The sequence below is a fragment of the Minwuia sp. genome, from assembly GCF_048007105.1.
In the GTDB taxonomy this organism is placed as follows: Bacteria; Pseudomonadota; Alphaproteobacteria; order Minwuiales; family Minwuiaceae; genus Minwuia.
The window spans coordinates 242,718-262,573 of record NZ_CP180352.1 but is presented as its reverse complement, the minus strand read 5'-3'; the positions used below and the strand labels follow the sequence as shown (position 1 = coordinate 262,573).

16 protein-coding genes and 1 other RNA gene are annotated in these 19,856 nt (G+C 67.2%); 8 read left to right on the top strand and 9 right to left on the bottom strand.

All coding sequences use genetic code 11. The annotated features are described in order from the left end of the window. Positions 1-129 precede the first annotated feature (129 nt). Complete coding sequence (locus ACMVY4_RS01255) at positions 130-903, top strand: class II aldolase/adducin family protein (RefSeq protein WP_416898392.1); 774 nt, start codon at positions 130-132, stop codon at positions 901-903. A gap of 12 nt (positions 904-915) precedes the next feature. Here ACMVY4_RS01255 and rfbA read toward each other — a convergent pair whose 3' ends face one another. From rfbA to rfbC, 4 genes are read right to left on the bottom strand one after another with little or no spacing between them, the layout of a single operon-like run. Beyond that, positions 916-1,785 (bottom strand): glucose-1-phosphate thymidylyltransferase RfbA, encoded by an 870-nt coding sequence (rfbA, locus tag ACMVY4_RS01250; protein ID WP_416898391.1) that lies wholly within the window; start codon positions 1,783-1,785, stop codon positions 916-918. Beyond that, on the bottom strand, positions 1,782-2,669 hold the full coding sequence (rfbD, locus tag ACMVY4_RS01245; RefSeq protein WP_416898390.1) for a dTDP-4-dehydrorhamnose reductase: 888 nt from the start codon (positions 2,667-2,669) through the stop codon (positions 1,782-1,784). The genes rfbA and rfbD overlap by 4 nt, the downstream gene beginning before the upstream one ends. Beyond that, positions 2,669-3,709 (bottom strand): dTDP-glucose 4,6-dehydratase, encoded by a 1,041-nt coding sequence (gene rfbB / locus ACMVY4_RS01240; protein ID WP_416898389.1) that lies wholly within the window; start codon positions 3,707-3,709, stop codon positions 2,669-2,671. Before rfbB ends, rfbD begins: the two co-directional genes overlap by 1 nt. A 4-nt stretch (positions 3,710-3,713) precedes the next feature. Continuing rightward, positions 3,714-4,262, bottom strand: coding sequence for a dTDP-4-dehydrorhamnose 3,5-epimerase (gene rfbC, locus ACMVY4_RS01235; RefSeq protein ID WP_416898388.1), 549 nt, complete (start codon positions 4,260-4,262; stop codon positions 3,714-3,716). A 95-nt stretch (positions 4,263-4,357) separates the two neighbouring features. On the opposite strand from rfbC, the gene ACMVY4_RS01230 reads away from it, so the two are divergent. Next, entirely contained in the window at positions 4,358-5,560 is a 1,203-nt protein-coding gene (locus ACMVY4_RS01230) for a CynX/NimT family MFS transporter (protein WP_416898387.1), read from the top strand. Here the strand turns inward: ACMVY4_RS01230 and ACMVY4_RS01225 are convergent. Together ACMVY4_RS01225 and gdhA are read right to left on the bottom strand one after the other, a co-directional pair. Further along, positions 5,552-7,033, bottom strand: a complete 1,482-nt coding sequence (locus ACMVY4_RS01225) for an adenylate/guanylate cyclase domain-containing protein (protein ID WP_416898386.1) — start codon at positions 7,031-7,033, stop codon at positions 5,552-5,554. The genes ACMVY4_RS01230 and ACMVY4_RS01225 overlap by 9 nt on opposite strands. Positions 7,034-7,111: 78 nt before the next feature. After that, positions 7,112-8,470, bottom strand: coding sequence for an NADP-specific glutamate dehydrogenase (gene gdhA / locus ACMVY4_RS01220; RefSeq protein ID WP_416898385.1), 1,359 nt, complete (start codon positions 8,468-8,470; stop codon positions 7,112-7,114). Positions 8,471-8,761: 291 nt separating this feature from the next. Between gdhA and ACMVY4_RS01215 the strand changes: the two genes are divergently transcribed. The 5 genes from ACMVY4_RS01215 (at position 8,762) to recR (ending at position 16,558) form a co-directional block, all read left to right on the top strand. Beyond that, positions 8,762-13,564 carry an NAD-glutamate dehydrogenase gene (locus ACMVY4_RS01215; protein WP_416898384.1) on the top strand — a complete coding sequence of 1,601 codons (4,803 nt, stop codon included), beginning with the start codon at positions 8,762-8,764 and terminating at the stop codon, positions 13,562-13,564. Between the two features lie 58 nt (positions 13,565-13,622). After that, positions 13,623-13,719: signal recognition particle sRNA small type (ffs, locus tag ACMVY4_RS01210), an RNA gene on the top strand. 38 nt (positions 13,720-13,757) lie between these two features. Then, complete coding sequence (locus ACMVY4_RS01205) at positions 13,758-15,461, top strand: DNA polymerase III subunit gamma/tau (protein WP_416898383.1); 1,704 nt, start codon at positions 13,758-13,760, stop codon at positions 15,459-15,461. After that, on the top strand, positions 15,458-15,781 hold the full coding sequence (locus ACMVY4_RS01200) for a YbaB/EbfC family nucleoid-associated protein (RefSeq protein WP_416898382.1): 324 nt from the start codon (positions 15,458-15,460) through the stop codon (positions 15,779-15,781). The genes ACMVY4_RS01205 and ACMVY4_RS01200 overlap by 4 nt, the downstream gene beginning before the upstream one ends. A 162-nt stretch (positions 15,782-15,943) precedes the next feature. Next, positions 15,944-16,558, top strand: coding sequence for a recombination mediator RecR (gene recR, locus ACMVY4_RS01195; protein ID WP_416898381.1), 615 nt, complete (start codon positions 15,944-15,946; stop codon positions 16,556-16,558). Here the strand turns inward: recR and ACMVY4_RS01190 are convergent. After that, positions 16,555-17,412, bottom strand: a complete 858-nt coding sequence (locus ACMVY4_RS01190) for an isocitrate lyase/PEP mutase family protein (RefSeq protein WP_416898380.1) — start codon at positions 17,410-17,412, stop codon at positions 16,555-16,557. The two genes, recR and ACMVY4_RS01190, sit on opposite strands and share 4 nt — an antisense overlap. Before the next feature lie 89 nt (positions 17,413-17,501). Between ACMVY4_RS01190 and ACMVY4_RS01185 the strand changes: the two genes are divergently transcribed. After that, positions 17,502-18,449, top strand: a complete 948-nt coding sequence (locus tag ACMVY4_RS01185) for a LysR family transcriptional regulator (protein ID WP_416898379.1) — start codon at positions 17,502-17,504, stop codon at positions 18,447-18,449. On the opposite strand, the gene ACMVY4_RS01180 is transcribed toward ACMVY4_RS01185, so the two are convergent. Next, positions 18,406-19,218 (bottom strand): amidohydrolase family protein, encoded by an 813-nt coding sequence (locus ACMVY4_RS01180; RefSeq protein WP_416898378.1) that lies wholly within the window; start codon positions 19,216-19,218, stop codon positions 18,406-18,408. The genes ACMVY4_RS01185 and ACMVY4_RS01180 overlap by 44 nt on opposite strands. Positions 19,219-19,222: 4 nt before the next feature. Beyond that, the gene (locus tag ACMVY4_RS01175) at positions 19,223-19,813 is read right to left on the bottom strand and encodes an SDR family oxidoreductase (protein ID WP_416898377.1); all 591 of its coding nucleotides are present in this window, start codon (positions 19,811-19,813) and stop codon (positions 19,223-19,225) included. Positions 19,814-19,856 lie beyond the last annotated feature (43 nt).

Here is a 19,856-nt window from a genome sequence, read left to right as displayed (position 1 = left end):
CTCAATCAAACAGTGTTCCGCAACTCGCGCAGATGGTTGCCATTCCTGGACCAGCATTTGATGTTTCAATCAAATGCTGGTCCGCCCTAGTCTGTCGGCAACAATCGGAATGAAGACCGGAGGAAGCCCATGACCGCCAATGTCGCCTGTCATCCCAGCGCCCGTCCCGACGGCATCACCGCCGAGGAGTGGCAGGCCCGGCTCGACCTCGCCGCCTGCTACCGGCTGATCCACATGTATGGCATGGACGACCTGATCTACACCCACATCTCGGCGCGGGTGCCCGGTCCGGAAGAGCACTTCCTGATCAACGGGTTCGGCCTGCTCTACGAGGAGATCACGGCGTCGAACCTGGTCAAGGTCGACATCGAGGGGAACATCCTTTCCGACAGCGACTACGGCATCAATCCGGCGGGCTATGTCATTCACAGCTGCGTCCACCGGGAAAATCCGGAAATCGCCTGCGTGCTGCACACCCACACCGTCGCCGGCACCGCCGTCTCGGCGCAGGAAGAAGGGCTGCTGCCGATCAGCCAGACCGCGATGCTGTTCACCGGCAACGTCGCCTATCACGACTATGAGGGCGTGGCGCTGCGCGAGGAAGAACAGGCCCGGATGCTCGAGGACATGGGCGACAAGCAGGTCATGATCCTGCGCAATCACGGTCTGCTGACGGCGGGCCGCACCGTCGCCGAGGCCTTCACGCTGATGTACTTCCTGGAAAGCGCCTGCAAGATGCAGATCGCGGCGCAGGCCGGCGGCAAGCTGACCGTGCCGTCCAGAGAGGTGCAGCAGTATGTGCACGACGCCGTCTCCGGCGGCTTCGGCGCAGGCATGGGCCAGCGCGAGTTCACGGCGCTGATCCGCCGTCTCGACCGTCATGACACCAGCTGGCGCGAGTAGCGCCGGCCCGGTTCAGCGCACCGTCAGCAGGCTTTCCAGGTAGCGGCCGTAGTCGTTGCCGCCCATCCGGTGCGCCAGTTCCGCGAGGTCGCGGTCGGAGATCCAGCCCTGCCGCCAGGCGATTTCCTCGGGCGCGGAGATCTTGAGGCCCTGCCGTTTCTCGACGGCGTGGATGAACTCCGACGCCTCGAGCAGGCTGACCGGCGTGCCGGTATCCAGCCAGGCAAAGCCTCGGCCCAGGGTCTCGACCTTCAGGCTGCCTTCCTCAAGGTAGCGCCGGTTGACGTCGGTGATCTCCAGCTCGCCGCGGGCCGACGGCTCGATCGAGCGGGCGATCTCGGCGGCCCGGCCATCATAGAAGTAGAGGCCGGTCACCGCGAATGAGGACGGCGCCGGGTCCGGCTTCTCGATGATGTCGGTGGCGCGCCCTTCATTGTCGAAGACGACGACGCCGTAGCGCTCGGGATCGCGGACCCAGTAGGCGAAGACGACCGCACCGCTGTCGAACGCGGCCGCTTCCTTCAGCATCCCGGAGAAGCCGCGCCCGTAGAAGATGTTGTCGCCCAGCACCAGGGCGCAGTTCTCGCCGCCGACGAAGTCCTCGGCGATGATCAGGGCCTGCGCGATGCCCCTCGGCTCGGCCTGCTCGGCATAGGAGATCGACAGGCCCCAGTCGCTGCCGTCGCCCAGCAGTTCACGGAACCTTGGCAGGTCGGACGGGGTCGAGATCAGCAGGATCTCGCGGATGCCGGCCAGCATCAGCGTCGCCACCGGATAGTAGACCATAGGCTTGTCGTAGACGGGCAGCAGCTGTTTGGAGACCACCCGCGTCATCGGATGCAGGCGCGTTCCGGCGCCGCCCGCGAGCACGATGCCTTTCATGCCTTCTCCTTTCCGTCTTCGACTGTCTTGCCGAACGCCTCGATCAGTTCCGGCAGGTAGTCCTGCCAGTCGGGCTGTTCGATGCCGAATGCCTTGCGGATGCGGGTGCAGTCCAGCACCGAATTGGCCGGACGTTGTGCGGGCCGCTCGAACTCCGCGCTGGTGCAGGCCTGAACCTCGATCGGCCGGTCCTTCAGGATGGCGCTGGCGAATTCATGCCAGGTGACGGTCGGCGACCCGCAGTAATGATAGGTGCCCCAGGGCGTGATGTCGGCCCGGCTGGCCCGTTCGACGATGTCGAGGCAGGCCTCGGCGATGGCGTCCGCCGGCGTCGGGCTGCCGCGCTGGTCGTTCACCACGCGGACGGTCTTCTGCCCCTGACCGGCCAGCCGCAGCATGGTCTTCACGAAGTTCGGACCGATGGCGCCGAAGACCCAGGCCGTGCGCAGGATGACATGCTTGCCCCAGGCGTCGCGGATGGCGCGCTCGCCGGCTTCCTTCGAACGGCCGTATGCGCTGACCGGATTGACCGGATCGTCCTCGCGCCAGGGCGCGACCTTGTTGCCGTCGAAGACGTAGTCCGTGGACAGGTGGATCAGGGGCGCGCCTGTCCGCTGGCAGGCCTGCGCCAGATGGGCCGCGCCGAGCGCGTTGACCTGCATCGCCGCCGTCTCGTTCTTCTCGGCGCCGTCGACATCGGTAAATGCGGCGCAGTTGATCACCGCGTCGGGCCGGATATGGGCGACCGTGTCGATCACCGCGCTCCGCTCGGTGATGTCCAGCTGGCCGCGGTTCAGCCCGATCACGCTCTGCCGCCGCGCCATGGCGCGCCAGCGCAGGGACGATCCGACCTGCCCGTCGGAGCCGACGACCAGCAGAACCATCAGCCGCCTCCCTCGCCCAGCCGCCGGCGGTCGTGCACGGCGTCGATCCAGTCGCGGTTGTCGAGATACCAGCGGATGGTCTGCGCGATGCCGTCCGCGAAGGGGATGGCCGGCTTCCAGCCGAGCTCGTTCTCGACCTTCGTCGGATCGATGGCGTAGCGGTGATCATGGCCGGGGCGGTCGGCGACGAAGGTGATCAGCTTCTCGTGCGGTGCGAAGCGGGCGCCCTCGACACGGTCCATTTCCGAACAGATCGTCTTCACCAGGTCGAGGTTGCGCCGTTCGCCGCGCGCGCCGACCAGATAGGTCTCGCCGGGCCGTCCGGCCTCCAGCACGCGGATCAGCGCCGTCACATGATCGTCGACATGGATCCAGTCGCGGACATTCGCGCCGTCGCCATAGACCGGCAGCGGCTTGCCCGCGAGCGCGTTCATGATCATCACCGGGATCAGCTTCTCGGGGAACTGGTATGGGCCGTAATTGTTGCCGCAATTGGTGATCAGCACCGGCAGTCCGTAGGTCTCCCCGAAGGCGCGGACCAGGTGATCGGACCCGGCCTTGGAGGCGGCGTAGGGCGAGTTCGGGCGGTAGGCGTCGCCCTCGGTGAAGAAGCCGTCCTCGCCCAGGCTGCCATAGACCTCGTCGGTGGAGACATGCAGGAAGCGGAAGCCGGCGCGCGCATCCTCGGGCAACGTCCGCCAATGGGCCAGCGCGGCTTCCAGCATCGAACCAGTGCCGCCGACATTGGTGCGGATGAAGGCGGCGGGGCCATCGATCGAGCGGTCGACATGGCTCTCGGCGGCGAGGTGCATCACCGCGTCGGGGGCGAAATCCGACAGCGTTGCCGAGACCGCCGACGTGTCGCAGATGTCGGCCCGGACGAAGCTGTAGTGCGGGCTGGCCGCCACCGCGGCCACGTTCTCCGGCAGGCCGGCATAGGTCAGGCAATCCAGGTTCAGCACCCGGTGTCCGTCGCCGACCAGCCGCCGGACCAGCGCCGAACCGATGAAGCCGCAGCCGCCGGTGACAAGGATACGCATGCGCTCAGACGCCTCCGAAGTCCTTCAGGCCCGGCCAGTGCCGGTCCTTGTCGGAAAGGACCGGGCCTCCCGGCGGCACCGGCCAGTCGATTGCGAGATCCGGATCGTCGTAGCGGATGCCCCGCTCGGCGTCCGGATCGTAGAAGCCGGTCACCTTGTAGATCACCTCGGCCCCGTCCGTCAGGGTTACATAGCCATGGGCGAAGCCCTCGGGCACCCAGAGCTGGGTCCAGTTCTCCGCCGACAGTTCCACGCCGACATGTTGCCCGTAGGTGGGCGATCCGCGGCGGACGTCAACGGCCACATCGAAGATCGCGCCGCGGCAGCAGCGGACAAGCTTGCCCTGCGGGTTCGGCGAGACCTGGAGATGCAGGCCGCGCAGCATGCCGGCGCTGCCGTTCAGCACATGATTGTCCTGCACGAATGCGGGATCGAGCCCGGCGGCGGCGAAGGCGCGGGCGTTCCAGACCTCGGAGAAGAAGCCGCGGGCGTCGCCGTGGCGGGCCGGCCGGACGGTCTTCACGTCCGGGATGGCGGTCTCTTCGATCTGCATGGGGTCGTTCCACTCCGGGACGGATGGGCAGGTGCGGCAACAGGTTAGCAAGAACCATGCGACAGTCGCGAGAAAGCTTGGCATATCTCCGGGCGATGCAGGCCACCGAAGACAATCCGACGCGCTGGGCCGTCGTTCTGACCGCCATCGGCGCGGGGGTGCTGCTTGGATTCCAGGTCGGAAAGGCGCCGCCGCTGATCGGCGCGATCAGCGAGGAACTGGGCTTCAGCCTGGTGCAGGCCGGCTTCTACATGTCGCTCATCAACGGCTTCGCGGTGCTGACCGGTATCGTCGCCGGGGTCGTGGCCGATAATGCCGGGCGGCGGCGGGTGATGATCCTTGCGGCGCTGTCGCTGATCGCCGGCAATGTACTGGGTGCGGTCGCGGAAAGCGTGCCGGTAATGTTCGCCTCGCGCTTCCTGGAGGCCTTCGGCTTCGTCGGCGCCGTGGTCTCGGCGCCCGGCCTGATCGTGGAGGCGTCGCGGCCGCGCGACGTCAACACCTCGCTGACGCTCTGGTCGACCTACATGCCGACCGGCTTCGGGCTGATGATGGCGCTGACGGTCTGGACCACCGCGCCCGAGGACTGGCGCGCAATCTGGTGGCTGAACGCCGCCATCGCCGCCGGCTATCTGGCGCTCTTCCTCTGGATCGCGCGCGGCGTCGGCGCGCCGCCGCCGCAGGCGCGGCGGCTGGACGGGCTGAAGGCCGTGCTCTCCCGGCCGGGGCCGTGGCTGCTCGGCTTCTGTTTTGGCATGTATACGGTGCAGTGGTTCGGCGTGCTGAACTGGCTGCCGTCGATGCTGCTCGCCGCCGGCGTCGATATCGACGATGCGGGCCTCGGCGTGGCGCTGGTCGTCGGCATCAACGCCATCGGCTGCATGGGCGCGGGACCGGTGCTGCGCGCGGGCGCGCCGCGCTGGCTCGTGATCGCGGCCTGCAGCCTGACGCTGGGGCTGCTGACGGTCTGGATCTACGACCAGAGCCTGCCGCCGGTGCTCAGGCTGGTGCTGGCCGGCGTCTTCTCGACCGTCGGCGGGCTGATCCCGGGCGCAGCCCTGTCGGGGGCCGCCGTGCACAGTCCGACACCGAAACAGGTCGGCATCACCAACGGCGTCATCGTCCAGTGCACGAATTTCGGATCGCTGCTCGGGCCGCCGGCAGTGGCGGCCGTGGCAGCGGCGGCGGGCGGCGACTTCACCGCGGCGCGCTGGCTGACGCTGGGGGCAGGCATCGCTGGCGCGATGTTCGCGCTGGCGCTCAGGGGCGTCGAGCGGCGGATGCAAACCTCAGCCTGACGCGCCGCCGACCCGCCAGACCTCGGTCGTGTGGGCGCGGCCGCGCATGGTCTCGTCGCCGACCTTCTCGAAACGGAAGCGGCCGCCCGCCGCGCGCATGGTCTCGCCGCTGACAAGCACCGGTCCGCCGCGTTCCTTCACCAGCGCCTCCAGCCGCGCGGCGATGTTCACCGCGTCGCCCAGGATGGTGTAGCCGAGCCGTCCGCCCGCGCCGACCGCACCCGCTGCGACGGGACCGGTGTTGATGCCGATGCGGGTTTCCAGCCGGATGTCGCGGTCGGGGCCGAACAGCCGGTCCTTCAGACGCTCCTGGATTTCCAGCGCTGCCGCGATGGCCGTCGCGGCATGGTCGGTGTCCGGTACCGGAACATTGAAGCTGGCGAAGACGGCATCGCCGATGAAGGCGTTGACCGTGCCGTGGCGCGACTGGATGGGCTCCAGCACGACCTCGAAATAGTCGTTCAGCATGGCAATGGTCTGGGCCGGGGTCAGGCGCTCGGAAATGCCTGTGAAACCCGAGATGTCGGTGAACAGGATCGTCGCGGTCCGCTCCTCCCCCTCGGTCACCGACGGGTCCCGGATCAGACGCTCGGCCACCGCCTCGGGCACATACTTGCCGAAGGTCTCGCGGATGGCCTGACGTTCTGCCAGCCCTTCCACCATGGCGTTGAAGCGGGTGGTCACCAGGCCGATCTCGTCGTCGGAGGTGACCGGCGAACGGGTCGAGAGATCGCCCGCCGCGACCCGTTCGACGGCGGTGTTCAGCAACTCGATCGGCCGGGTGATGGTGCGCGGCAGGAAGGTCAGGGTCAGTACGATCAGCACGCCGGAGACGATGAAATCGATCAGCAACGCGTCCTCCAGCGGCAGATCCAGCCCCTGGTCGCGATAGCGGGTGAACCAGAACAGCTCCATGGCCAGGATCAGCAGCGGCATGATCGCGATCAGCCCGACGGCCATGACGATACGGTTGCGGATACGGGCGCCGGCGGCGGGAATGATGACGCCGTTCCGCCGGAACAGGTCCAGCTTGATCTGGGTGACCTGCCCGCTGGTCAAATAGAAGACGAGATAGGCCGAGGTTGCCGAAATCACCGTCGAGATGAAATAGACATAGTCCAGCGGCAGGGCGAAGTCGCCGCCATAGGTGCCGGCGATCGGGCTGAGAAAGAAGCCGATCGGATGCAGCAGGATGAAGAAGAGCCCGATCCAGATGGCGCTGCGGCTGGCCAGCCGGTTCAGGGCGGCGCGGTTCGCCTCGCTGTCGTCACCGTCCAGCAACGCCCCGACGGGCCGCCAGACGAAGTGCCGCGCCAGGGCGATGTTCAGGCCGATCAGGAAGATCCCGTCATAGGCCTGGGTCCAGAAGAAGTAGCCCGGCTCCCGCGTCAGGATCGAGAACACCGCATTGCCGAACATGTCGATTCCGGCGGGAACCGACAGCGTCAGGGCGTAACGTGTAAACGGGCGCATCGGTTCAATATGAACGCAAACGCCCGGCCTTCCAGAGGAAGACCGGGCGCCTCGCGTTAGAGGTGGTAACGGTGTGGATCAGACCACGCCGAAAGCCATCATGCCGTCGGCGACCTTGGCGAAGCCGGCGATGTTGGCGCCAGCCACGTAGTCGGTCATGCCCTCGCGGCCATAGTCCTTGCCGTAGCGCTCGCAGCGGCCATGGATGTCTTCCATGATCTGGCGCAGCTGCTCCTGCAGCTGTTCCACGCCCCAGGAGATACGGGCCGAGTTCTGGCTCATTTCCAGGCCCGAGACCGCGACGCCGCCGGCATTCGCCGCCTTGGCCGGGCCGAAGATGACCTTCGCGTCCAGGAAGGCGTCGACGCCTTCATTCGAGGTCGGCATGTTCGCGCCTTCGGAGACGGCCACGATCCCGTTGGCGATCAGGGCCTTGGCATCGTTGATGTCGATCTCGTTCTGGGTCGCGCAGGGCATCGCGATCTGGCAGGGGACATTCCAGGGCTGCTTGCCCTCATGGAAGGTTGCGCCAGTGAAGTGATCGCAATACTCGCTGATACGGCCGCGGCGGTTGTTCTTCAGATCCTTGATCCAGTTCAGCTTCTCCTGAGTGAAGCCTTCCGGATCATGGATGAAGCCGCCGGAGTCGGACAGCGTCACCGGCCGCGCACCGAGCTGCATCAGCTTCTCGGCGGCATGGGTGGCAACGTTGCCGGAACCGGAAACGACCGCAGTCATGCCCTCGACGTCCTTGCCGGCCGCCTTCATCATGTTCTGCAGGAAGTAGACAGCGCCGTAGCCGGTGGCCTCGGTGCGGACCAGCGAACCGCCGAACTCCAGGCCCTTGCCGGTCAGCACGCCCTCGAAGGAGTTGGTGATGCGCTTGAACTGGCCGAACATGTAGCCGATCTCGCGGCCGCCCACGCCGATATCACCGGCCGGGACGTCAACGTCCGCGCCGATGTGGCGGTAGAGCTCGGTCATGAACGACTGGCAGAAGCGCATGATCTCGTTGGTGGACTTGCCCTTCGGGTTGAAGTTCGCGCCACCCTTGCCCGCGCCCATCGGCAGACCGGTCAGGCTGTTCTTGAAGGTCTGCTCGAAGGCCAGGAACTTCAGGACCGACGTGTTCACCGACGGATGGAACCGCAGACCGCCCTTGTAGGGGCCGATCGCGTTGTTCATCTGCACGCGGTGACCGCGGTTGACGCGGATGTTGCCCTCGTCATCCTGCCAGCAGACGCGGAAGGAGACGACACGGTCCGGCTCGGCCATGCGCTCCAGGATCTGCATTTCCCGGTACTTCGGGTTGTTGTCCAGGAACGGGATGATGGTCGCAGCGACCTCCATCACCGCCTGGTGAAACTCGGGTTCGCCCGGATTCCGCTTCTCCAGGCCTTCCATGAATTGATTCAGTTGCTCGTTCGCCGACGCCATTGTTCCAGGCCCCCTCCTCAGATTAATCGACGATGTCGTGCATTATTGAGGTCGTGCGTCAGGACCATGACAGTCCCGGCTCCCCCCTCGTCTGCACGTTCACCCGTTTCAGAGTGTTCCCTCAGGTGACCCCGGGGTCAACCTATCTTCGTGTGACGGTTGCCAGTTTTTACTTACAAGCGCTGCAGAAACGCGTCTCGGGAATGGTTCGCCAAACCGAAGTAATTACGTGCATAATCGGGTCGGGCGTGTTGCGCCGCGCCCGGAATCGAACACGACGGGAGTGGCCACATGGATGCCCGAACCGAACCCAGCGAACACCTGATCCGGGACGTGCAGGAAATCTGTCACGAACGTCTCGGCGCCGACGAGGAGAAGGCGCTCGCCCGATTTGCCGCGCAGGTGTTGCGTGATGTGTCGGCCGACGACGCCATCGACCGGACGCCCGAACAGACCTACGGCGCGCTGCTCTCGCTGTGGAAGCTGGCCAGGACCCGCAAACCCGGGGAACATCGGGTCCGGGTCTACAATCCCAAGCTGGACACGCATGGCTGGACGACGCCGCACACGGTGATCGAGACGGTGACCGACGACATGCCGTTCATCGTCGATTCCGTCGTCGCCGCCCTGAACCCTTTCGACGGCCAGATCTACCAGTTGCTGCATCCCGTGGTGCGGCTGCGCCGCGGCGAAGGGGGTGAGCTGCTTGATTGCCTCGATACCGGCGAGGAGGGCGCGCGCGAGTCGGTGATCCAGATCGAGTTCTCGACCCATACCGGCGCCGAGGACCTGGCGGCCATGGAGCACGCCATCAACGCGGTCATGCGCGACGTCCGAAGCGCGGTCGAGGACTGGCCGCAGATGCTGGAGACCGCGAAACAACTGGTCGCCGATCTCGATTCCGATCCGCCGCCGCTGCCGGTCGAGGACGTCGCCGAAGGCCGGGCCCTGCTGGAGTGGATGATCGACAACCACTTCACCTTCCTCGGCTACCGCGAATACGACTATCTCGCCAGCGTCGACAGCGAGCGTCTGGAGATCGTGCCGGATTCGGGCCTCGGCCTGCTGCGCAGCCCCGCCCGCCGGGTGATGGAGCGGTCCAGCGGGGAACCTGCCCTGTCTCCCGAAGTGCGGGAGTTCCTCAGCAAGCCGGAACTGATCATCGTCACCAAGGCCAACAAGCGCTCGACCGTCCACCGTCCGGTGCATCTCGACTATATCGGCATCAAGCGCTTCAACGAGAAGGGCGAGGTCATCGGGGAGCGGCGCTTCGTCGGCCTGTTCACCTCGGCCGCGTACAACCGCACGCCGCGGGACATCCCCTATCTGCGGCGGAAGGCGACCAAGGTCCTCGAGCGGTCGGGCTTCGATCCGCGCGGCCATGCCGGCAAGGCGCTGGTCAACGTGCTGGAGACCTTCCCGCGCGACGAACTGTTCCAGATTCCCGAAGACGAACTCTACCGCACGGCGATGGGCATTCTCGGCCTGTTCGACCGGCCGCGGATCAAGCTGTTCGTCCGCCGCGACCGCTTCGAGCGGTTCTTCTCCTGCCTCGTCTTCGTGCCGCGGGAGCGATACGATTCCGAACTGCGCCGGATCTTCGAGAAGATACTCGCCGAGGAACTGGGCGGCCGCATCTCCGCCTTCTACACCCAGATCGGCGACCTCGCGCTGGCGCGGCTGCACATCATCGTCGGCGGTTCGCCCACGGCCCGAGACGTCGATGTCGGCGAGCTGGAAGCCCGGCTGGTCGCCGCCGCACGGTCCTGGGAAGACGAACTCGGCGAGACGCTGGAAGGCGCGCATGGCGAGGAAAAGGGCGCGGCCCTGTTCCGCCGCTATGGCCGGGCCTTCTCGGCCGCCTATCGCGAGACCTTTCCGGCTGCCATGGGCGCGATCGACATCGATCACATCGAGGCCGACAGGGGCGCTCTGCCGGGGCTGAACATCTACCGCATGCTGGAGGACGAGGAGACGGTCCTGCGGCTGAAGCTGTTCCGCAAGGGCCCGGCACTGGCGCTGTCCGACGTGCTGCCGATGCTGGAGAACATGGGCCTGCGCGTGCTGGCCGAGCAGACCTATCCGGTCGGCGATCCGGTCGAGCCGATGTGCTGGATCCACGATTTCGAGATGGAGACCCGCGACGGGCGCGTGCTCGACATGGCCGAGGTGAAGCCGGCCTTCGAAACCGGCTTCGTGAAGATCTTCGCCGGCGAGATGGAGAATGACGGCTTCAACGGTCTGATCGTCGCCGAGGGGCTGAAGCCGGGCGAGGTCGTGCTGCTGCGGGCCTACTGCAAGTATCTGCGTCAGGCCGGGATCGGCTTCAGTCAGGAATACATCGAAGAGACCCTGGCCCGGAACAGCGAGATCACGAGCCTTATCCTGGAGCTGTTCTTCTGCCTGCTGGACCCGGAGAACGGCGGCGGCGAGGAGACCGCCGAGACGCTGGTCGAGTCCGTGAAGGTGATGCTGGAAGAGGTCAGCAGTCTGGACGAGGACCGCATTCTGCGGCGTTACCTCAACGCGGTGCAGTCGACGCTCCGGACCAACTATTTCCAGAACCGCACGGATGCGGACGGCAATCCCTATGTCTCGCTGAAGTTCGATTCGCAGGCGCTGACCGATCTGCCGCTGCCGCGGCCGCACAAGGAGATCTTCGTCTATTCGCCGCGCTTCGAGGGCGTGCATCTGCGCGGCGGCCCGGTGGCCCGCGGCGGCCTGCGCTGGTCGGACCGGCGTGAGGACTTCCGTACCGAGGTGCTGGGCCTTGTGAAGGCGCAGATGGTGAAGAACTCCGTCATCGTGCCGGTCGGGTCGAAGGGCGGCTTCGTGCCGAAGCGGCCGCCGGCAGATGGCGGGCGCGAGGCGGTGATGGCCGAAGGCATCGCCTGTTATCGCGGCTTCATCTCCGGTCTGCTCGACGTTACCGACAACATCGTCGAGGGCGATATCGTGCCGCCGACGAACGTGGTGCGGCGCGATGGCGACGATCCGTATCTCGTCGTGGCCGCCGACAAGGGCACGGCGACCTTCTCCGACTATGCCAACCAGGTCGCCATCGACTACGGCTTCTGGCTGGGCGACGCCTTCGCCTCCGGCGGCGCGGCCGGCTACGACCACAAGGGCATGGGCATCACCGCCCGCGGCGCCTGGGAATGCGTGAAGCGCCATTTCCGCGAGATGGGCACCGATATCCAGACGGAGCCCTTCACCGTGGTCGGCGTCGGCGACATGTCCGGCGACGTCTTCGGCAACGGCATGCTGCTGTCCGAGCAGATCCGGCTGGTCGGGGCCTTCGATCACCGTCACATCTTCATCGACCCGGATCCGGACCCCGCCTCCAGCTTCGCCGAACGCAAGCGCGTCTTCGAGCTGGGCCGGTCTAGCTGGGAGGACTACGACCGGAGCGTCCTGTCCAAGGGCGCGATGATCGTGCCGCGCTCCGCGAAGAAGGTCGAACTGACGCCCGAGGCCGCGGCGGCGCTGGATGTGCCGCCCGGCGAGATGTCCCCGCAGCAGGTGCTGCAGGCCATCCTGCGCGCGCCGGCCGACCTGCTCTGGTTCGGCGGGATCGGCACCTATGTGAAGGCGCATCACGAATCCAATGCCGACGCCGGCGACCGCGCCAACGACGCCATCCGCATCAATGGCGAGGACCTCAGGGTCAAGGTGGTGGGCGAGGGCGCCAATCTCGGCATCACCCAGCTCGGCCGCGTCGAGTTCGCGCAGCGCGGCGGCCGCAGCAACACTGACTTCGTCGACAACTCGGCGGGCGTCGACTGCTCCGACCACGAGGTCAACCTTAAGATCCTGCTCGGCGCGGTCGAGAGCGCCGGCGACATGACCCGCAAGCAGCGCGACACGCTGCTGGCCGAGATGACGGACGAGGTCGCGGAACTGGTGCTGGAGGACAACTACATCCAGGGCCAGGCGATCACCCTGGCCGAAGCGTCCGGCGCCGACGGGATGGGGCCGATGCAGCGCCTCATGCGGTCCTTCGGACAGGAAGGACTGCTCAACCGGCAGGTCGAGTTCCTGCCCGATGACGAGGAGATCGCCGAGCGCACGGGCGGCCTGACGCGGCCCGAGATATCGGTGCTGCTCTCCTACGCCAAGATGACACTGAAGACCGAGTTGATGGCCGGTGGCCTGCCCGACGATCCGGGCCAGGAAGCGACGCTGCGTGGCTACTTCCCGAAGGCGCTTCAGGAGCGATTCCCGGCGGAGATCGCAGAACATCGTCTACGGCGGGAAATCATCGCCACCATTGCCGCGAACTTCATCGTCAACCGCTGCGGCCCGACCTTTGCCCGGCTGGCCCAGGACGAGCTCGGCGTCGATGCCTCCGATGTCGGCCGTGTCGCCCTGGCGGTGGCCGAGATCTTCGATCTGGGGCCTGTCTGGGATGGCATCGACGCGCTGGACAACCGTGCCGACGCCGCCGTGCAGACGCGGATGCTGGTCATGGTGCAGCAGCTGATGTCGCGGGCGTCGATGTGGTTCCTCCGCGCCGAGGCGCCGGATGTCGACCGGCCGGCGCTGGTCGCCCGATTCCAGCCGGCGATCGCGGAACTCAGCGGCAATCTGCGGGGCTATCTGAGCGAGATGGATGCAGCCGCCTGGACCACGCGCGCCGACGGGCTGACCGCCCAGGGCGTGGACCGTGATCTGGCCGCCCGCGTCGCCGGGCTGCAGCCGCTGGCCTCCACGCTGGACGTGGTTCACGCCGCACAGAGCGCAGGCCGCGAGGTTGCCACGGTCGCCGAGACATATTTCGCCATTGGCAGCCGGCTCGGCCTCGACTGGCTCAGGGCGCAGGCCAGCAGCCTGTCGGCCGAGAACGGCTGGGAGCGGCAGGCGATCCAGATGCTGCTGGACGACAGCTATGCCCAGCAGCGGCAACTGGTCGTGCAGGCCTTCGCCGACGGGGCGGACGGTCCGGCGGCGGCGCTGGAGATGTTCTCCGCCGGACAGGGCCGGGAACTGGCGCGGGCCGACCAGACCATGACCGAAATCCGCGCCGCCGGTGCAGTGGATCTCGGACGTCTGGTGCTGGCGAACCGCCAGATCGGGCGGCTGGTGACGGGCTGAACCGGCGCGGTCCGATCCGGCCTTGAAATCGGGGGGCATCCGCGCGATATAGGGGGCGGAAGGTTGCCGGCGGACGGACCGCTCGCCAACCCGGTCAGGTCCGGAAGGAAGCAGCCGTAACGAATCCGGTCCGGGTCGCACTGGCAGCCTTCCACCTTCCAATTTCCGAACGACCGGGAGTGAAGCGGGGACCATGACCGAGGCCGAACCAGCGCCCTATCAGGTCCTCGCCCGCAAATACCGTCCCCAGAATTTCGACGAACTGATCGGCCAGGACGGGCTGGTCCGCACGCTCTCGAACGCCATCGAGCATGACCGCATCCATCACGGCTACATGCTCACGGGCGTGCGTGGCGTCGGCAAGACCACCACGGCCCGGATCATTGCCAAGGCTTTGAACTGCTCGAGCGCGGACAAGCCGACCATGACCCCCTGCGGGACCTGCATCGACTGCCGCCAGATTGCCGAGGGGCGCCACATCGACGTGCAGGAACTGGACGCCGCCAGCCGCACCGGCGTCGACGACATGCGCGAACTGCTGGAGGGCGTGCCGTATCTGCCCGTGCAGGGGCGCCGGAAGATATACATCATCGACGAAGTGCACATGCTCTCGAAGAGCTCCTTCAACGCGCTGCTGAAGACGCTGGAGGAGCCGCCGGAGCACGTCATCTTCATCTTCGCCACCACCGAGATCCGCAAGGTGCCCGTCACGGTTCTGTCGCGCTGTCAGCGCTTCGATCTGAAACGCGTGCCTGCTGACAAGCTGATCGCCCATCTGGACCGCGTGGCGAAGGCCGAGGGTGCCGAGATCGACGAGGGCGCGCTGCAGATCGTCGCCCGCGCGGCGGAAGGCTCGGTCCGCGACTCGCTCAGTCTGCTGGATCAGGCCATCGGCCATGGCGGGGGCAGAGCTGACACGGCGACCGTCCGCGAGATGCTGGGCCTGGTCGACCGCATGCAGTCGCTCAACCTTTTCGAGGCGGCGATGAAAGGCGAGGCCGGCGAGGCCATGGTGATCCTTCGCCAGCTCTATGATGCCGGCGCCGAGCCGCAGTCGATTCTGGAAGACCTGCTGTCGATCGCGCACTGGCTGTCCGCCGAGCGGCTTGCGCCCGGTCACGAGCCGGCCGAAGCCCGCGCCGAGGAGGAGCGGGAGGCCGGACAGAAACTGGCCGAACAATTGTCCATGCCAGTACTGAGCCGCGCCTGGTCGCTGCTGTTGAAGGGACTGTCGGAGACGCGCTCGGCGCCGTCGCCCATCGCCGCCGCCGAGATGACGCTGATCCGGCTGGCCTATGCCGCCGACCTGCCCGACCCGGCCGATCTCGTCCGGCGTGTGCAGCAGGGCGCCGAGAGCGGCGCATCCGCTGCGCCATCCCGTCCGGCAGCACCGCCGCCATCCAATGGCGGCGGCGCGCGCGCTGCGGCCCGCAGCGCCCCCGCGGCCGACCCCCGTCCGCAGCAGGCCACGGAGGCGCAGCTCCAGACCCTGCCGCAGGATTTCCAGGCCCTGCTGCAGTTCGTCGAGGACCGTAACGAGATCCGCCTGCTCGGCCTGATCGAGGAGCATGTCCGGCTGGTCGACTACCAGCCAGGCCGCCTGGAGATCGGGCTGGAAGGTGACCCGCCGAAGGATTTCAGCCAGCGTCTGGTCGGCTGGCTCAACAGCCACACCGGAGCCCGCTGGGGCATCATCATATCCAACGCGGAGGGCGCGCCGACGGTCGCATCGGCCCGCCGCGCCGCGCTGGAAGCCGAACGCAAGGCGCGCGAGAACGACCCGCTGCTGCTGGAAGTGAAGAAGTTCTTTCCCAATGCCCGCGTGCTGCGCGATGACAAGCTTGAGACGCTGCCCGAGGCGCCGGCGTCCGACGACGAGGAGATCGACGAGCCATGAAGAATCTCGGCAACCTGATGAAGCAGGCCAAGGCCATGCAGGAGAAGATGGAGACCATGCAGGCCGAGCTGGAATCGCTCGAGGTTACCGGCGAGTCCGGCGCCGGCATGGTTCGGGTGACCATGACCGCCAAGGGCGTGCTGCAGAAGGTCAAGATCGATCCCTCCATCGTCGATCCGGCGGACCCGGAGATGCTGGAGGACCTGATCGTCGCCGCGCACAACGATGCCAAGCGCCGTGCCGACGAGACGATGAAGGAGAAGATGAGCGAGGTCACCGGCGGTCTCGACCTGCCGCCCGGCATGAAGCTGCCGTTCTGATCCTGACCAGTTCGCCGGGCATGCTTGGACGTTCAGGAGTCGCAAGGGCTGTCACCCCCGCCTTGTGCCGGGGGCCGGTGCGGCTTCGCCGCAAGTCTCTTGATTCGGTCGGATGCCCGCATGAAGCGGGTATGACAACAAGAGCAGGCGGCTACGCCCTTGATGGCGAAAGGACCGTTCAGCTTGGCCGCGGCTGATGTCGAACGTCTGATCCGGCTGCTGGCGAAGCTGCCGGGGCTGGGGCCGCGATCCGCGCGGCGCGTGGCGTTGCATCTGATCCAGCAGAAGGAGACGGTGATGCGGCCGCTGGCGGAAGCGCTGGCCGACGCAGCGGAAGCTGTCGGCGTCTGCAGCCGTTGCGGCAACATCGACACCGCCGACCCCTGCGAGATCTGCGCCGACCCGCGCCGCGACCCGGCCTCGATCTGCGTGGTCGAGCAGGTCGGCGACCTCTGGGCGCTGGAGCGGGCATCTGCCTTCCGCGGCCGCTACCACGTGCTTGGCGGCGTGCTGTCGGCGCTGGATGGCGTCACGCCCGAAGACCTCAATATCGAGACCCTGATTCCGCGCGCGGCGGAAGCCGATGTCACCGAGATCATCCTGGCGACCAACGCCACCGTCGACGGCCAGACCACGGCCCATTACCTGACCGAGCGGCTGGAGGGCTGCGGGGTGACGATCACCCGGCTGGCGCGCGGCGTGCCGGTCGGCGGCGAACTCGACTATTTGGACGACGGCACGCTGATCACCGCCTTCGCCAGCCGCAAGGGCGTCTAGTCGAGTCCCTTCTGCCAGGGCTCCATCAGCGCGTTCATCTCACCGTTGCGCATGGCGCCGGCGGCGTAGCCGAGGTCGCCACGGCCAATGGCGGCGAGCGTGTCGCGGACATGGGCCAGCGCCGACATCATCAGGCTGCCGCCGAGGCTGAGACGGCGCACGCCGAGGTCCCGGTACTCGTCCAGGCTCAGTGCGCCGACGCCGCCGATGGCGTGGGCGTTGAACGGCCCGTCGATGGCCTTCACCAGCCGGCCCAGCAGGCCGGGATCGACCACGCCGGGGACATAGACGCAACCGGCGCCGGCCTCCAGGAACGCATTGGCCCGGCGCACGGCCTCGGCGAAACAGGCTTCCGGATCGCTGAAGCCGACCAGAAACGGATCGGTGCGGGCATTCAGAACGAACGGCATGTCCGCCCGCCGGGCGGCCTGAGCCCCGGCCTGAATACGCGTCACGGCCAGATCGTAGTCCATCAGCGCGCCGCTGCCCGGCGACACGTCCTCGATATTGCAGCCGGAAAGCCCGCCCGCGATTGCCGCTTTGACCGTCGCTGCGACGGCCTCCGGCGTGTCGCCGTAACCGGCCTCCAGATCGGCGGTCACCGGCACCGGCGCGCAGGCCGCGAGCTCGGACGCGAAGGCGATGTTCTCGGCGCGGCTGAGGTTCTGTCCGTCAGGACGGCCCCGGGTCAGGGCGTAACCGACGCTGGTCGTCGCGATGGCGCGATGGCCCGCATCCGCGATCAGGGCCGCGCTTGCATGATCCCAGGCGTTGGGCAGCACCAGCATACCGCCGTCATGGTGCATGGCGCGAAAGCGTTCGGCCTTTTCCCGATGGTCGTCGGTCTGTGTCATGTCGGTCCTCCGTATCCGTTGGCGCGATCATCGGCTTGGCGGATGCATCTGGCCAATGCATAGTTCTGAGAATCATATCAGGAATACAGATGCCATCTCGCGCCGAGATCGAGGCCTTTGTCGCCGCCGCCCGCCATGGCGGCGTCACCCGCGCCGCCGAACTGCTGCACCGGTCACAGCCGGCCATCAGCCGCCGTATCGGCCAACTGGAAGCCGCGCTGGGTGCGCCGCTGCTCGACCGTGGCGCGGGTTCGCCGACGTTGACCGAGGCCGGACGGGTCTTCCTGCCGCATGCCGAGGCGGCGCTGGCGGCGCTGAAGGACGGTGCGGCGGCCGTGGCGGGGCTGGAGGACGAGACGGGCGGTGGCATCGGGCTGGCGATCGTGGGCACGCTGGCCGATTCGCTGGTGATCGCCGTGCTGCAGGACTTCCTGCGCCGGCGTCCGGACGTGGAACTCGATCTCAGGACAGCGACCAGCGCAGAAGTCAGTGAGCTTGTCCGACGTGGCGAGGTGGCGCTGGGGCTGCGTTACGACCCGCCGCCGACCGGCGACCTGACCGCACACGAGGTCGGACGGGAGCCGCTGCAACTGGTTTGCGCTGCCGATCACCGGCTCGCCGGGCGTCGTCTGCGCAGGCTCGATCCGCTGGCCGGCGAGCGCTGGCTCGTGTTCCCGACCACTCGCAGCCGTCCGAACACCGCCCTGCAGCACGCCGAGCGGACCCTGGCGAAGGCGGGCCTGCACGACATCGAGCGGATGGTCGTGGACAGCCTCAATGCTCAGAAACGCCTCGTCGAGGCCGGCTTCGGCATTGCCCTGATGCCGGAGAGCGCCGTGCGGGACGAGCTGGCCCGCGGCAGTCTCGCCGCCATCGACGGGCCGGGCCTTCGGCTGACCCAGACCGTGGCCGCCGTGTGCCGACGGACCGGCTACCTGAACGGCGCGGCACGCGCCCTGCTGGATGAGTTGCTGGCGGCGAAGGACCGTCCGATCAGCGCGCCCAGCCCCACCAGCGGCAGAAGGCGTCGCCCATGACCAGCCGTTCCGCCTCGCCGTCCAGCATGGAGGTGAACATGCTGATGCAGTCGGCCCAGGGACAGGGCATCTTGGTGATATCGGTGCCCCAGAAAACGCGCTCCGGCCCGAAGGCGTCGAGCACGGTCTTCAGATAGTCCTGCATGATCGGGAACGGCCATTCCTGGCCCGAGTAGCCGGGCAGGCCGGTCGCCTTGACGGCCACATTCGGCAGCCGCGCCAGCTTGATCAGTTCGGGCAGGTGGGTCATCGCGGCGTGGTCCTTCAGCCTGGTGAAGCCGCCGCGGCCGCCCAGGTGGTCGATGGTCAGTTTCAGCCCCGGATGCCGGGCCGCGACCTCGGCGAAATCCGGCAGCGTGTCGGTCGCCAGCACGGCCACGGGGACGCCGTGCGCCTCTGCCGCCGTCCAGAGCCAGTCATGGCGGCCGTCCCGCATCGCCGCCATGCCTTCTTCGCCCATGAAGACGTAGCGCAGGCCGAGCACGCCGGGCTCGTCGCGGACCGTGGCGATCCGCCCGGGCGTCGCCGGGTCGTCCAGCTTCGGCGAGGTCATCATGGCAAAACGGCCCGGATAGTCGGCGATGGCCTTTTCCGCCATGTCGCAGGACCCCGGGTCCCAGCCCGGCGGGTGGATCACCGCCGCGTCCACGCCGCCCTCGTCCATCATCCCGACGGCTTCCTCGGCGTCGAAGCGGGTGACCTGGCGGTGGGCGTCGTTCACGGGCAGGCCGCTGCCCCAGAGATGGATCTGCGCGTCGACGATGGCCATCGGCTCAGAAGCTCGGCTTCGTCGGGAACGGCGTCAGCTGCAGCTCGTGCGTCCAGCAGGACCGGTCCTGCGAGTGCAGGTACCAGAAGGCCTCGGCGATCTTCACCGGGTTGATGATGATCTCCGGCTTCTCCTTCGCCTTGGGCAGGTTGCGGGTGCCGGGGCTGTCGATCAGCCCGTCGATCACGACATTGGCGACGTGGACGCCGAACTCGGAATATTCCTCGGTCAGCACCTGGGCCAGCGTCCGCATCATCGTCCGCGGATAGTAGAGCGACTCGCCGGTGTTGCGCTTGCGGCCGCGCAGCGAGTGGTTGTTGTTGGAGAACAGGAAGGATCCGTGCCCGCGCTTGCGCATGGCCGGCAGGGCTTCCTTCGCCACCAGGAACGGACCACGGCAGGAGACGGCCATGGCGGTGTTGAAGATCTCCACCGGCATGTTCTCCAGCAGCTCCATCTCCTTCGGCAGTTCCCGCCCGTCGGGATAGCCGGCGTTGTAGACCAGCGCCTCGGCATCGCCGAAATCGGCGCGGATCTTCGCGAAGGCCCCGCGATCGAGGCGTCGTCGGACAGGTCCATCTCGACCACCGAACACCGGCCGCCCTGGCCCCTTATGACCTCGATCAGCCCTGTCGCAT

Excerpts from the sequence above, each read along its gene's own strand:
- ACMVY4_RS01255 (WP_416898392.1), top strand. The coding sequence starts at position 130 with ATGACCGCCAATGTCGCCTGTCATCCCAGCGCCCGTCCCGACGGCATC.
- rfbA (WP_416898391.1), bottom strand. The coding sequence starts at position 1,785 with ATGAAAGGCATCGTGCTCGCGGGCGGCGCCGGAACGCGCCTGCATCCG.
- rfbD (WP_416898390.1), bottom strand. The coding sequence starts at position 2,669 with ATGGTTCTGCTGGTCGTCGGCTCCGACGGGCAGGTCGGATCGTCCCTG.
- rfbB (WP_416898389.1), bottom strand. The coding sequence starts at position 3,709 with ATGCGTATCCTTGTCACCGGCGGCTGCGGCTTCATCGGTTCGGCGCTG.
- rfbC (WP_416898388.1), bottom strand. The coding sequence starts at position 4,262 with ATGCAGATCGAAGAGACCGCCATCCCGGACGTGAAGACCGTCCGGCCG.
- ACMVY4_RS01230 (WP_416898387.1), top strand. The coding sequence starts at position 4,358 with ATGCAGGCCACCGAAGACAATCCGACGCGCTGGGCCGTCGTTCTGACC.
- ACMVY4_RS01225 (WP_416898386.1), bottom strand. The coding sequence starts at position 7,033 with ATGCGCCCGTTTACACGTTACGCCCTGACGCTGTCGGTTCCCGCCGGA.
- gdhA (WP_416898385.1), bottom strand. The coding sequence starts at position 8,470 with ATGGCGTCGGCGAACGAGCAACTGAATCAATTCATGGAAGGCCTGGAG.
- ACMVY4_RS01215 (WP_416898384.1), top strand. The coding sequence starts at position 8,762 with ATGGATGCCCGAACCGAACCCAGCGAACACCTGATCCGGGACGTGCAG.
- ACMVY4_RS01205 (WP_416898383.1), top strand. The coding sequence starts at position 13,758 with ATGACCGAGGCCGAACCAGCGCCCTATCAGGTCCTCGCCCGCAAATAC.
- ACMVY4_RS01200 (WP_416898382.1), top strand. The coding sequence starts at position 15,458 with ATGAAGAATCTCGGCAACCTGATGAAGCAGGCCAAGGCCATGCAGGAG.
- recR (WP_416898381.1), top strand. The coding sequence starts at position 15,944 with ATGGCGAAAGGACCGTTCAGCTTGGCCGCGGCTGATGTCGAACGTCTG.
- ACMVY4_RS01190 (WP_416898380.1), bottom strand. The coding sequence starts at position 17,412 with ATGACACAGACCGACGACCATCGGGAAAAGGCCGAACGCTTTCGCGCC.
- ACMVY4_RS01185 (WP_416898379.1), top strand. The coding sequence starts at position 17,502 with ATGCCATCTCGCGCCGAGATCGAGGCCTTTGTCGCCGCCGCCCGCCAT.
- ACMVY4_RS01180 (WP_416898378.1), bottom strand. The coding sequence starts at position 19,218 with ATGGCCATCGTCGACGCGCAGATCCATCTCTGGGGCAGCGGCCTGCCC.